This is a genomic window from Methylocella sp., assembly GCF_044226135.1.
In the GTDB taxonomy this organism is placed as follows: domain Bacteria; phylum Pseudomonadota; class Alphaproteobacteria; order Rhizobiales; family Beijerinckiaceae; genus Methylocapsa.
On the sequence record NZ_JBGAHM010000027.1, the window covers coordinates 1 to 13,588 of the forward strand.

Annotated in this window: 8 protein-coding genes; 1 reads left to right on the forward strand and 7 read right to left on the reverse strand. The window is 72.0% G+C overall.

Going from position 1 to position 13,588, the window contains the following annotated elements; translation table 11 throughout:
• Positions 1 to 54: 54 nt before the first annotated feature.
• From ACILRB_RS11625 to ACILRB_RS11655, 7 genes are all read right to left on the reverse strand, one after another.
• On the reverse strand, positions 55 to 2,238 hold the full coding sequence (locus ACILRB_RS11625) for a glycosyltransferase (protein WP_395666453.1): 2,184 nt from the start codon (positions 2,236 to 2,238) through the stop codon (positions 55 to 57).
• Between the two features lies 1 nt (position 2,239).
• Positions 2,240 to 3,175 (reverse strand): NAD-dependent epimerase/dehydratase family protein, encoded by a 936-nt coding sequence (locus tag ACILRB_RS11630; protein ID WP_395666454.1) that lies wholly within the window; start codon positions 3,173 to 3,175, stop codon positions 2,240 to 2,242.
• Positions 3,176 to 3,187: 12 nt separating this feature from the next.
• Positions 3,188 to 4,666, reverse strand: coding sequence for a glycosyltransferase family 4 protein (locus tag ACILRB_RS11635; RefSeq protein WP_395666455.1), 1,479 nt, complete (start codon positions 4,664 to 4,666; stop codon positions 3,188 to 3,190).
• 110 nt (positions 4,667 to 4,776) lie between these two features.
• Positions 4,777 to 6,735 (reverse strand): glycosyltransferase, encoded by a 1,959-nt coding sequence (locus ACILRB_RS11640; protein WP_395666456.1) that lies wholly within the window; start codon positions 6,733 to 6,735, stop codon positions 4,777 to 4,779.
• The gene (locus ACILRB_RS11645) at positions 6,732 to 7,796 is read right to left on the reverse strand and encodes a hypothetical protein (RefSeq protein WP_395666457.1); all 1,065 of its coding nucleotides are present in this window, start codon (positions 7,794 to 7,796) and stop codon (positions 6,732 to 6,734) included. The genes ACILRB_RS11640 and ACILRB_RS11645 overlap by 4 nt, the downstream gene beginning before the upstream one ends.
• A 45-nt stretch (positions 7,797 to 7,841) precedes the next feature.
• Positions 7,842 to 9,077 carry a hypothetical protein gene (locus ACILRB_RS11650; protein ID WP_395666458.1) on the reverse strand — a complete coding sequence of 412 codons (1,236 nt, stop codon included), beginning with the start codon at positions 9,075 to 9,077 and terminating at the stop codon, positions 7,842 to 7,844.
• Between the two features lie 12 nt (positions 9,078 to 9,089).
• Positions 9,090 to 10,460 carry a hypothetical protein gene (locus ACILRB_RS11655; RefSeq protein WP_395666459.1) on the reverse strand — a complete coding sequence of 457 codons (1,371 nt, stop codon included), beginning with the start codon at positions 10,458 to 10,460 and terminating at the stop codon, positions 9,090 to 9,092.
• Between the two features lie 794 nt (positions 10,461 to 11,254).
• Here ACILRB_RS11655 and ACILRB_RS11660 point away from each other — a divergent pair.
• Positions 11,255 to 13,588 (forward strand): type I polyketide synthase (locus ACILRB_RS11660; protein ID WP_395666460.1); only part of this gene is annotated, 2,334 nt, incomplete at its 3' end.

Consider the following 13,588-nt stretch of genomic DNA (forward strand, 5'->3'; position numbering starts at 1 on the left):
ACGCATTTTCTTGACGCAAAAGTCTGCAACTTTTGCTGAAAATGCTCTGAAACTTCACGCCCTGCGCCGGGCCACGACGAGATCCTGAAAATCATGGATCGCGCCCTCGACATGGGCCTCGATCTCGAACCACCGGGTCCAGCAGGAGTCGATCCAGCGCCGCCCGGCGAAGGCGACGCCGTAGCTGTAGCGGTCGGACGTCAGATGCCCATATTGCGGCGTGAAGTGGAATCCGTCGCCGTCCGCGAGGGCGCGGCGCGCGGCTTTAAGCTCGTCGGCCGGAATGTCCATCAGCGCCAGCACGGCGGGGTCGGCCATGGCGCGGGCGAGCGCGCGCTCGCCATGCACGGTCAGCATCACGACGGCGCCCGGCCGCGCGAGGCGGGCGAGCTCGGCGAGATAGAATTGATGGTCGTCGCGGCCGAGATGGGTGAAGACCGAAATGCTGACGACCGCGTCGAACCGCGCGTCGGCGCCCGGCAGCCTGCGCCCCGGCGCGGTCGCCATGCCCTTGACCCATGGCAGGGCGCGGCGGGTCCATTCGACCATGCGCGGATCGACGTCGAGCCCGACGTAATCGCCCGCAAACCCCTTGAACATCCGCGCGAGCCGGCCCGCGCCGACGCCGAAGTCGAGCCATGAGCGATAGGCGTTGAGCGGCTGCGGCGCGGCCGCCTGGAGCGCGCGCATGATGTCGACGCCATGGCGCGCGAAATCGGCCTCGCTTTCGAGGCCCGAGGTCTCGCGCATGAGGCTTTGCGGCGGAAACGGCGCGGTCTGCGCAAGGTTTTCGGGCGCCTCGTTGAAGGCGAGCCATGGCCCAAGCTCGCCCTCGAACCCCGCCTCCGCCCCGGACGCCGGCGCGGGCGAAGCCCCGGCCGCGGGCGCGCGGTCGGCGAGGCCATAGGCGCGATACATGTCGAGCGCGTCGCGCGCCATGTCGGCGGGCGTGAATTCATAGGCCGTCATGGCCGAGAGCCGCGTCGCGAGCGCCGGATCGTCGGCGACGGCGCGCAGCGTGTCGGCGAGGCTCACGGCGTCGCCGCGCCGCACATGGAAGCCGTCGACGCCGGGCGTGACGAACTCCGTCATGCCCTCGACGTCCGAGACGATCACGGGCGTATGGGTCGCGAGCGCCTGAAGCAGAATCAGCGGGCTGTTCTCGTACCAGGTCGAGGGGATGACGAGATAGTCGAGCCCCGCCAGAACCGACGCGAGCTTTTCGCGCGCCACCACGCCGGCGAAGGAGGCCGGCAAACCCTCGGCCTGCGCGCGCAGCCGCGCGCTATAGGCGGCGTCCTGGTCCTGCGGCCCCCAGATCGTCAGCGAGAGATTGTCGCGCCCCGCCGCGCGCAGCGCGTCGAGCAGGACATGCGCGCCCTTGTGCGGCGAAAGCTGGCCGATGAAGCCGAGCCGCACGGGCGCGCCCTCGAGCCGCGGCGGCTTTGGCGCGCGCTCGACGGCGACGCCGAAATGGGCGAGCCGCAGCGGGGCGGGAAAGCCGTTCTTCTCATAGGCGCCCTTCAAAAAACGCGTCGGCGCGATCGCCTCGCGGTAGACGCTCATGGCGTCCCGCAGCAGGCCTGGCCGCGCGACGAGGTCGTTCGGGGTGAAGCCCGCGACCGTCAAGGGCGCCGCGCCGCCCTTCGCGCCAAGATGCGCGAGGCCCTTCGCCACAAGGCCGCGCCAGCGCGGATCGGCGGCGAGCCGCGTCAGCGGCCGCGCCTCGGGCCGTTCGGCGGCGAGCTTCAGGAAACAGGCGACGCAATTGGCCCGGCTCGCGTCTGGCCCGGCGCAGAGCGCGCCGGCGTCGTCTTCGAGGCGGTTCGTGTAGCAGAAGCCGAAGAAGTCGGTCAGCGTGGCGAAGACCGGAATCCCCATGGCCCCCGCCACGTCGAGCAGCGCCGTGGTGTGGCTGATGAGATGGCAGACATGGATCGCGTCGGGCTCGACCGCGCGCAGGATGCGCTCATGCAGGGCGCGCAGCGAGGGCTGCTCGTAGCTGTCGCGCACGCTGCGGTTCGGAAAGAGGTTTTTGTCGATCGAAACGACGCGCAGCCCGTCATGGACGCGCTCCTCGACGAGCGAGGGCTGCGCCGGCTCGCCGGCGAGCGTCGCGGTCACGATCACGGGCTCGACGCCCTGCGCCTTCAGCTCCGTGGCGAGCGTCAGCGCATAGGCCTCGGTGCCGTAGAAATGGGTCGGGAAGAAGCAGTGGACGTAAAGGGCGACGCGCATCTCAGGCCAGGCTCTCCATGTCCCGCGCGAGGGCCGCGAGCGTGCGTCCGACCCCGTCCTCAAAGGCGGTGCGCGCCCGCCAGCCGAGCTCGGCCGCGGCCTTTTCGCAGTCGAGCTCCGAGACCGGCGCGTCGAAGGCGCGCGCCGGGCGGCGCTCGACCGCGAGCCTGCGCCCGAGCAGGCGTTCGAGCGTCGCGACGAGATCGTTGAGCGAGCGGCCGCGCCCGCTCGCGACATTGAGCGCGGGCGAGGTCTCCGGCGCCCCGGCCGCGCGGATCAGCGCGTCGACCGCGTCGTCGAGGTAGACATAGTCGCGCATGGCCGAGCCGTCGCCGAACATGACGATGGGCTCGCCGGCGAGCGCCGCGCGCGAAAACTGCGTGACCGCGCCAAACAGCCGGCGCGGGTCCTGCCCCGGCCCGTAGAGATTGCCGACGCGCAGCGACACCGGGCGCAGCAGCCCGGCCCCGGCGTAAATGTCGAGATAGGCCTCGACCGCCATCTTCGAGACGCCATAGGCCGAGATCGGCCGGCGCGGATGGGATTCCGGCGCGGGGCGCTGGCTCAGCCGGCCATAGATCGCCCCGCCCGAGGAGGCGAAGACGAAGCGCGGCGTTTGCGACGCGTCGAGATTTTCGATGAGGCGCAGCGCGCCGACGATGTTTTCGCGCGCGTCCTGCGACGGGGCGAAGGCCGCTTCGGCCGGCACGGTCGACCAGGCGAGATGAAACACGGTTCCCGCCCCTTCCGCCGCCGCCCGCAGCGGCGCGGCGGGGTCGCAGAGATCGAGCCGGCGCCAGTCGAGGCGCGGGGTTTCGGCGAACGGGCTTTCGCCGCGCCCGAGCGCCGTCACGCTGGCGCCCCGCGCGAGCAGCGCCGGCACGAGGGCGCGGCCGAGAAAGCCTCCGGCGCCGGTGACGAGGATTTTGCCGTCCATGCCCGCCCCGCCCTAGAGAGGAAAAAGCTCGGGCCGCGGCAGGCCGGGCGCGAGGTCGAATTCAGCGGGCAGAACCTCTTCGTAGACGCGCGCATAGGCCGCGGCCATGGCCTCGACCGAATAGAGCCTTCGGGCGATGACATGGTTGCGCCGCCCGATCGCGGCGACGCGCTCGGGGTCTTCGATGAGCGCCGCGATCAGCGCCGCCGTGTCCGTGACGCCCTCGCCGAGCGTTTCGTCGGAGCCGAGGATCTCGGGGATCGCGCCGACGCGAAAGCCCGCGACCGCAAGCCCCGCGCTCATGGCGAAGGGCACCACCTGGCCGAAGCTCTCCTGCCAGACGGGGGCGACGAAGGTCCTGAAGCGCGCGAGGTGACCGGGCAGTTCGGCGTAGGGGACATAGCCCGTAAATTCAAAGGCGTGCAGCAGCCCCTCGGCCTCGACCCTGGCGCGGAAGGGCGCAAACAGCGCGCCGTCTCCCACAATGACGACGCGCGTCCTCGGGCGCAGCTTCACGAGCGCGACCAGAAGCTCGATCGTCTGCGGCCCGAGCTTGTCCTTTTCGAGCCGGTAGATCATGCCGACCGTGTCGAAGGCCTGCGGGTCCTCGATGCGGCGCGGGGCGAACAGCGCAAGGTCGACGCCCGGATGGATGACGCAGGCTTTCGCCTTCGAGCCGAAGCGGTCGAGCACGCTCTGCGACACGAACACGTTGCGCGCGACGGCCTCATGCAAAAAAGGCGCGACCGGCGTGTTGACGTTCTGGACCACGGGGCAGCCGAATTCGGCCGCCGCCTCGAACACGGCGCGATACCAGGGCTCGTCGACGTCGCCCCAGTAATGAATATGGACGAGATGCGGCCGCAGCCGCGCGAAGGCGGCCCTGACCTGAAGGCGCGGCGCCGGCTGCGGGGCGAGCGTCGTCGGCATGCCGGCGGGAGCGCCCTGCGGCGGCAGCGCCGAGGTCAGCGCCTCCATCTCGACGCGGTGGCCGAGGTGGTCGAACAGGTCGAGCACAAGCTGCGTCGAGCCGCCGACATAGAGATTGGCGATGGCGTGCAGCACGCGCGGGCGCACGCTGAGCCCGATCCGCTGGCGCGGCCGCACCCTGTAGGCCGGCGCGCGCGCAAGGCCGAAGGCCGCGCCGAGCTGGCGCGCGAAAGCTTTCGGGTCGATCCGCTGCGGGCCGTCGCCGCGCCCGAAGCGCCGGCTGCGCGCGAGCGCGCCCCTGACCTTGGCCACGGTCTGGGGCCAGCGCCAGAGCTGCGCGACAACCGCGAAGACAAACCCCGCCGCGCGGCGCGCGAGCCCGACAAGAAAGCGCAGGACGCCCAGAAAGACGAAGACGGGCTTCAGCCGGGCGAGCCGCGCCTCGAAAAGGTCGAGCCGGTCGCGCGCGGCGTCAAGCTCGCGCCGCAGCGCGGCGATCTCGCCCGCGGTCTCGCCGGACGGCTCGGCGTCGCGCGCCGGGGCGGGCAGGCGTTGCGCCAAAAGAAGCCTCCTGAAGCGCCGGAGCGGCCCGGCTCGAAATGACCGCCGCGCCTGCGGCCAGGCGGACGTCGCTTTTGTGAAACGCCCCCCGCGGGGCGTGAAACGCCCCCTCAGGCGAGGCGCGGCGCGGCGCTGTAGAGCGACAGGCCCGGATGAAAGTACGGGTCGTCACGCAGGCGGTCCCTCCACCGCTCGCGAAAATAGTCCCGCTCCCTAGCATGGGCCGAGAGGCGGCGGAAGGTCGCCCGGCCGCGGCTGCCCGATTCGAGGTGCAGCGCGCGCGCGCCCGGCGCGACCAGCGTCGCAAGGCCAAGCTCGCCGAGCCTCAGGCACAGGTCGAGGTCGTTGAACTCGACCGGCAGATTGACCTCGTCGAAGCCGCCGACGCGCGCGAAGCTGGCGCGCCCCAGCGCAAGACAGGCGCCGGTGACGGCCGAAACCTCATGCGGGACGAGGGCGCGGCCGAGCCAGTCCGCCTCCGCGCCCTTTGGCGCGCCGCCGCCCTGTCCCGCCCCGTCCTGTCCCGCCCCGTCCTGTCCCGCCAAAAAATGTCCCGCCGCCTCGCCCATGCCAAGGACGACGCCGGCGTGCTGGATCCGCCCGTCAGGGTAAAGCAGCAGCGCGCCGACGGCGCCGACGTGAGGCTCGCTCGCGGGCGCGGCGAGCGCGGCGAGAAAGCCTTCATGCAGGATTTCGACGTCATTGTTCAGGAACAGCAGGGTTTCGGCCCGCTCGGGCGCCGCCGCCGCGCCAAGATTGCAGAGTTTCGAGAAGTTGAACGGCCCCGGCGCGTCGAGGACGCGGACGTTGGCGCGCGCGCCATAGCGGGCGAGCAGCGCGCGCGCCTCGGGCTCGGTCCCGCCATTGTCGACCAGCACCAGGTCGAAGCCCTCGCCTTCATGGGCCGCAAGGCTGTCGACGGCGCGGCGCAGCAGGGCGGCGCGGTCGCGCGTCGGGATGACCACGGCGACGCGCGGCGACGCGCGCGGGCGCGCCGGGGCGCGCGGAGGCTCGGCCGCCCGGGGCGCCGGCGTCTCGATCAGCGGACGTGGCAGGTGCAGGACGCGCGCGCGCGAAAGGCCTTCGAGCGCCGCCGCGGCGAAGCCGGACCCTGCCCGTGCGTCGATTTTCCCGGCCCCGCCGAACCGCGTCCGCAAAAAACCCGCGCGGACCAGCAGCAGGCGCCCGACATAGGGCCGCGCGGCTTCGAGAACGGGCGAAAAATCGGGCTTGAAATCGGGCGCGGAGCCGTGATCCGCGTCGCAATAGGCGGCGAGCGCGTGCGGCGCCCGCGCGAAAGCCTCGACGAAGCAGGCGAGCGCATGGGGCGCGAGCCGGTCGCCGGGCGCGAGCGCGCCGACGAGGTCGTCGCCGGGCGCGTCGGGCGGCGGCGCGGCCGCAAGGCTCCAGCGCGGATAAAGCTGCGCCGCGAGGTTTTCACGCAGGCGCGCGAGCGCCGCGGCGTCGGCCGAGGGCGCGAAAAGATGTGCCGTCGGCCCCTCGGCCCAGCGGCTGCGCGGGCGCTCGAAGCTCTTGAGGTCGGCCGGGGCCTTGCTGCGCGCGCGCAGCGCCGGCCAGTCTTCGAGCGGGCGATGGGCCGTGGAAAACAGCAGGTTGAGTTCGGCCTCGGGCGTCCAGCCGAGCGCGCGGACGGCGAGCGCCGAGCGCAGCCGCGCCGGGTCTCCGGCAAGCCCAAGCCGGACGAGTTCAAGGCGCGACAGAGGCTCGACGGCCTCGAGCGCGAAGCCGAACGGCCCCGGCGCGCCGACGGGCGAGATCCACAGCGCGTCGGCCTCCGCGGGAAGGCGCAAAATCGTCTCGCCGCGCCCCAGCACCGGCCCCGCGCCGAGACGCCAGCCGATCTCCGCCCCGCCGCGCCGGAAGCTGAACACGGGCCGGACCGGCCGGTCATAAAGCGAAAGGCGGCAGAAGAGACGCAGCCAGCCCGACGGCGGGCGGGGCTCGACCGCGAGCCACGGCCGCGGCCCGAGCGCCTCGAAATGCGGCGCCTCTCCCGCCGCGTCTCCGGCCGGCCGCAGGCGCGGCGAGGGGCAAAGCCCGCCGTTCACGCCGAAACGGGCGCCGCCAGCACGCGGCGCGCCTCGGCGTAAAGCGCGGCGTCATGGCGGATGAGCTCGTTGGCGGAGGCCATGTCGCGCAGCAGGGTCGCGAGGCGCTGCACGGTCGGGCTGACGTCGAGCGAGACGGAGGGCAGCGGCCGGTCGAGGTCGAGCACCGCGCCGGCGAGCGTCAGGAAGGCGTCGACGTCTTCGTGCAGGGCCACCACGTCGAGCGTCGCGAGCGCGTCGAGCGCGGCGGCGACGCAGGGCTGCGGCGGCGGGTCGAAGGCGTTCGGCGCGGCGAGCTGGGCGACGAGCGGATTGGCGAGCAGCTGGCGCAGCTCGTCGGGCGGCTCGGCGAGCAGCGCGTCGAGCGAATCGACGTCGGCGATGTCGATCGCGCGGAAATGGCCGACGCAGGTCTGGAGATCGGGCATCAGCACGTTGGCGGTCGCCGCGGCGTCGACGCCCGACGCCCATTTGAGGATCAGGATGCGCTCGGACAATTCCTCGAACGGGTCGCGCAGCAGCGCGCCGACCTTGAAGCCGCGGTCGCGCAGCACGGGCTCGAAGGCGCGCCAGTGGAGCCGCCCCGAGCCGAACACCGACTCGCTGAAGGAGATCGAGCAGACCGCGCGGATCGTCTCCTCCGACAGAAGCTCGAGCGAACGATAGGCCATCTGGAAGCGGCTGAGGAAAATCTCGTCGAGGCCCGACAGGCGCAGGAGCTGGGTTTCGAGGCGCAAAAAGCGGCCGTCGACCAGATCGTCGTCGCGCCCGTCGCGGCCGAGGCGGCGGCGATAGATCAGCACATTGGCGTCGCCGTCGCGAATTTCGAGGTCGGCGCAGGCCGAGACGCCGGGGCAGTTCGACTCCTCGACGACGAAGCCGCAGACGCCGGTGTTGTGCAGGCCCTGCTCCTTGAGCAGCGGCCGGTAGATCGACGCCTCGACGGTCACGCGGCGGTCGGCGCCAAGATGCACGACGATGCGCGGCGCGGTCGCCGGATTGTCGGGCATCAGCCAGCCGATGACGCGTTCGCCTGAGTCCTGGTCGATGCTGAACAACATGGGCTTGCGACGCTCCTGCCCGCGCGGCGCGCGGTCGAATGGGCTTCAGTCGATGTTTTTCCGGTCACGCAGGCCGGCCCGCGCGACCGTCGCCGTCGTCCACAGGCCGAGCGCGGCGAGGCCGACGAAGGCGATCTCGCGCAGGCGGCGCGGCAGCTCGGCGCGCTCCGGCAGGCGCGGCGGCGAAAACACGGCGAGATAGAGCTGCCGGCGCTCATATTCGAGGCGCGCGCGCTCGCCCGCCGCCTGCGCGACCTCAAGCAGGCGCTCGGCGAAGCGCCGCTCAAGCTCGCGCCGCTCGAAATTGGCCATGGTCGAGGCCGCCGTCCTGGCCCTCGCGCTTTCGCCGGCGATCGCCTCGCCGCCTTCCCGGATCTGGGCCTCGAGCCCGGCGATCTGGTCGGCGAGCACTTTTTGCTGCGGCGCCTTCTCCGCGCCGATGCGGCGGTTCGCCTCGAACTGCCGCTCGAGCGCGAGCTTCCGCCGCATGACGCCGAGCAGGGTTTCGGCCCTGAGGCCGATCGTGGTCTTGGGATCGACCTCGCCTTCCTCCTCGCGCACCTGCCTCAGCCCCGCGAGCGCCTCGGCGTAGCGCGCGCCGGCGGCGTCGATCTGGGCTTCGGCGAGGTCGAGCGCGTCCTTGCGCGCGCGCGCCGACACGTCGTCGATCATGCGGGAGGCGGCGCGCTCCGCGGCCTCGGCGATGGTCTTTGCGTCCTGCGGCGTGAAGGCCTGCGCGCGGAACAGGACGAGGCCCGACACGCGGTCGACCGAGGCCGCGGTCATGGCGCGCCAGCGGCTCCACAGCCGGTCGTCGTCGCCCGCGGGGTCGAAGCGCGCCCAGAAATCGGCCTGCGGCCGCGCATAGAGCGCGCGCAGCCCGATCTCGGCGTCGACGTCGCGCAGGGCGTTGCGGCTGCGCAGGTAATTGGCGGCCATATAGGGCGGCTTGACGTCGTCGCCGCCCGCGCCGCGGCTCGCGAGCGCCGACAGGAAATCGGAGTCCGTCGCCGGCAGCGCGCCCGCCGAACGCACGCTGAAGCGCAGCTCGGCGACGTATTGATCGGCGGCGAACAGGCCGTAATAGAGGGCCGCGACAAGGACCGGCGCGAGCACGCACAGCACGAAGGAGAGCGCCGTCCCGCGCCAGGACGGAAACTGGTCGATCGGCACGGAGGCGCGACGCAGGTCCTCGCGCTCGGGCGCGGCGCCCGCCTGCAGCGGCTCGGGCGCGCGACGGGTCCCCGCGACCTGCCCCGCGGCCTGGTCGACCTCGCTCATCGCGCCCGCCCGTCAGCCCGCATGGTCGCGCACGGCCGCGGCCGAGAAGGCCGAGACCGACCAGAGAAGGAAGCTCGCGGCGAACACCGAGAACACCATGAAGCCGCGGCGCGGCTCGAGCGCGCTGCGCGGCGTCGTCGGATCCTGGATCGAGACGAGATAGACATGGCGCCTGTCGGCCTCGCGGCGCGCCGTGGCGAGGATCTTTTCGACGGTCTCGACGCGCTTTTCGGCGATGTTGCGCTCGACTTCGAGCCGGTCGTAGCCGACGAGCGCGTCCGCCGCCGTCGCCCTGCCGCCGCGCGCGACGATGCGGCTTTCGACCTCGGCGATCTGCGACTTCAGGATGTCGCGGTCAGATTCGAGGATGCGCGTCTGCAGCGCGTCGGGCTCGAAATTGGCCCTGGCCGAGGACAGCCTGACCTCGACGTCGATCAGGTCGCGCCGGAGCTTGTCGACGTCGCGCGACAGCGCGTTGGCGCCGGCGAGCGGGTCGAGCGCCATGCGGGCGTTGCGAAACGCCTCGAGCGCCGCGCGCCGGCGCGCGAGTTCCTCGAGCGCGGCCCTGACCTCGACTTCGCCATGCGCGGTCATGTCGGCGCGCATGCGCGCGAGCAGCCCGTTGATCATGGCGTCGGCTCTGGCGCGGATCGCCTCGGCGAGGCGCAGCGAATCCTGCGGCAGAAAGGTCGTGACCGTGAGCGTCACGAGCCCGGAGAGGATCTCGACGTCGACGCCGACCGCCTCGCGCCAGCGGCGCAGCAGCGCCTCCTCGGACGCGCCGCGGCTGAAGCGCGCCAGAAAATCCGCGCCCGGCCGGTCGAAAATGGCGCGCAGGTCCATCTCCTTCGACAGTTCGGCGACGATCGTCGGGCTGCGGATGTAATCGGCGATGAGAAAGGCGTCCTGATTGACGGAAAGGCGCGCGGCCATGCCGGGCGGGGCCACGGCGTCGGCGCCGGGCAGGGTTTCGGTCGCGCCGCGCACGGCGAACTTCGCCTCCGACACGAACTGGTCCGACGCGATCACCAGAAAATAAAGCGAGGCCGCGAGCGTCGGGAGCAGCACCACGACGACGAAGCTTTTGGCGAACAGCGCCGTCCCGCGCCGCTCCTCGGTCTGGAGTTCGCGCCGGGTCTCGGCGAGGCGGCGCTCCATCGCGCGGCGGGCGCGCCAGCCCGCGTCCTGGGCGAGGGCGGCCGTGCGGCGCAGGGCGAGTTCGAGCCCCTCGCGCAGCTGGACGCCGCGCAGGCCAAGGCGCGCGTCGAGGCGCGGCGGCGCCGGCCGCGGCAGGGTCTGCGCGCGGGGCGGATGCTGAGCCTGGCGCCGACCCTGCGCCTGATCGGGCCCTGGAGGCGCGTCGCCTCGCCGCTGCGACGTCATGATGAGGCGAGGCCCTTTCCCTGCGGCTGGCGCGTTCCTTGCGGCGGGCGCGGCCGTCCGGTCCGCCCGGACGCCGGGCTAGCCGAGGCCGGCGCCGGAAAAAGGAACATGGCGGCGCAACGCGAACACAATATGGAAATCTCCGTTAATCAAGCGTGACTAGAAGCCCTGGCCGTTCACGGATAATCAACTGAACATGACGATCCTGCGGCGGACGAGGCGGGCGCCGGCCGCAACGGCCGTCTTGCGAAAACGGCGCCGGCCGAAACGGCCGTCTGGCGAAAACGGCGCCGGCCGTCAGGAGGTTTCGCCGCGACGAAAGGCGCCGGTCCCGCGTAAAGGCTTCGCGCTTGCGAAAAAAGCGCCTGTTTCAGACAGCGCCTGTTTCAGGACCAGGGCGCCTGTTTCAGAAAGCGCCTCATTATAAAGACGGCGCCATAAAGACGGCGCCGGCCCTGCTTTAGAAAAAAGCGCCGGCGCTGCGCGATTCCGCCGGCTCCCCACGCGGGCCTCAAGACGCGAGCTTCATGACGCGAGCCTCAAAATCGCCCGAGATCGCCGCCATGCCCCTTCTGTCCATATCCGTCCGGCCGGCGGACACCGTTATGACGATCATGAGCCCGTTTCGCAAGACTTGAGGATGAAGCCTCGCCTTGACGCTGCCGTGAACCCCGGACATAAAGGCGTTTACGCGCACGTTCGCCAAACAACTTTCGTGCGTGAAGTATTTTATGAAGCTCTGCTTTAATCGGGTGACGTAATTCGGTCTTCTTGTTCGGAGTTTGGCGGCATTAATGACAGGCGTCGATAGCGGTTTTCATGGTCTTGGCTTCGAGCATGACGCTCAAATCGCAATCGTCGGGCGCTCCTGCAGATTGCCGGGCGCGAACTCTCCGCAAGAGCTCTGGACTCTTCTTTCGCAGGGACGCTGCGCCGTCTCCCGCATTCCGGCCGACCGCTGGCAGCTTGAGCGCTTCGGCCATCCGCGCCAGAAGGAGCGCGGCCGCAGCTACAGCTGGGCCGCGGGCGTGCTCGACGACCCGTTCGGCTTCGACCCCGCCGTGTTCGGCGTCTCGCCGCGCGAGGCCGAGCAGATGGACCCGCAGCAGCGGCTCCTGCTCGAACTCAGCCTCGAGGCGCTCGAAGACGCGGGCCTCGCCCCCTCCGGGCTCGACGGCGCGCGCACCGGCGTGTTCGTCGGCGGCTCCTCGCTCGACTACGGCAATCTGAGGCTGCACGACCCGGCCGCCGCCGACGCCTATTTCGCCACCGGCAACACGCTGGCGACGCTCTCGAACCGCGTCTCCTACGCCTTCGACCTGCGCGGGCCGAGCTTCACCGTCGACACCGCCTGCTCCTCCTCGCTGTTCGCGCTCGACGCCGCCGTGGCGGCGATCCGCTCGGGCCAGATCGACACGGCGATCGTCGGCGCGGCCAACATGCTCGTCAGCCCGTTCGGCTTCATCAGCTTCTCGCAGGCCGGCATGCTGTCGCCGTCGGGCCTGTGTCGCGCCTTCTCGGCCGAGGCCGACGGCTATGTGCGCGCCGAGGGCGGCGTCGCGCTCGTGCTGCGCTCGCTCGCGCTCGCCCGCGCCGGCCGCGACCGCGTCCACGCCGTCGTCGCCGCGAGCGGCGTCAACTGCGACGGGCGCACCAGCGGCATCTCGCTGCCCTCGGCCCATGGCCAGCGCGCCCTGCTCGAACAGATCTACGCCGGCGGCCCCGACCCCGACGCCGTCGCCTTCGTCGAGGCGCATGGCACCGGCACGCGGGTCGGCGACCCGGTCGAGGCCGGCGCCATCGGCGCGGCGCTGGCGCGCCGGCGCAAGGCTCCCCTGCCGATCGGCTCGATCAAGACCAACATCGGCCATCTCGAACCGGCCTCGGGCCTCGCCGGCCTGATGAAGGCCATGCTGGCGCTCGAGCATGACGAATATCCCGCCTCGCTGCATTGCGGGACGCTGAACCCCGACATCCCCTTCGCCGAGCTCAACCTGCGCGTCGCGGCGACCCCGGCGCGGCTGCCGCGCTCGGGCCGCCCGCGCTACGCCGGCGTCTCGTCCTTCGGCTTCGGCGGCGCCAACGCCCATGTCGTGATCGCCGATCCGCCGCCGGCCGGCGCCCGCCCCGCGCCGGCGCGCCGCCCGCAGTTCCTGATGCTGTCGGCGCAATGCGCGGACAGCCTCGCCGAACTCGCCGGCCGCACGGCCGACCATCTCGAACAGGCGAGCCCGCAGGCCGTTGAGCGCATCGCCGCCGCCCTGGGGCGCCGGCGCGAACGCCGGCCCGAGCGGCTCGTGCTGCCGCTCGACGCGCCCGAAGCCGCGGTCGAGGCGCTGCGCGCCGCGGCCTCGGGCGAGGCCGCCGCCGGACCGGCGGCCTTCGGCGCGGCGGTCTTCGGCGCGGCCGCCGGGCGCGCGGGGCCCGTCGTCTTCGTCTATTCGGGCAACGGCTCGCAATGGGCCGGCATGGGCCGGCGCGCCTATCTCTCCGACGACGCCTTCCGCGCCCGCTTCGACGCCGCCGACGCGCTGTTCCAGCCGCTCGCCGGATGGTCGCTCGCGAGCGCCCTGTTCGACGCCGACCTCGCCGAAAAGCTCAAGGCGACGAGCGTCGCCCAGCCGCTGATCTTCGCCATCGAGGCGGCGACCACGCATCGCCTCGGCGAACTCGGCCTCGCGCCCGCCATGGTCTATGGCCACAGCATGGGCGAGGTCGCCGCCGCCGAGGCGGCCGGAATCCTCGACCTCGAAAGCGCCGTGCGGGTGATCCATTTCCGCAGCCTGCGCCAGGAGCTGACGGCGCGGACGGGCGGGCTCAGCGTGCTGTTTGGCCCGCGCGAGACGATCGAGGCGCTCGTCGCCGAAGACGCGGCGCTCGCCGTCGCCGCGCATAATTCGCCGCGCTGCGTCACCGTCAGCGGCCCCGACGCCGCGCTCGAGGCGCTCGCCCGGCGCTGCAGGCCACGCAAGGTCAGGGCGCGCCGGCTCGACATCGCCTATCCGTTCCACAATGCGCTGATGGGCCCGGTCGAGGCGCCGCTGCTCGCCGACCTCGCGGGGCTGCGTCCGCGCCCGGCGCGCCTGCCGTTCATCTCGACCGTCTCCGGCGACCTCCTCGAAGGGCCG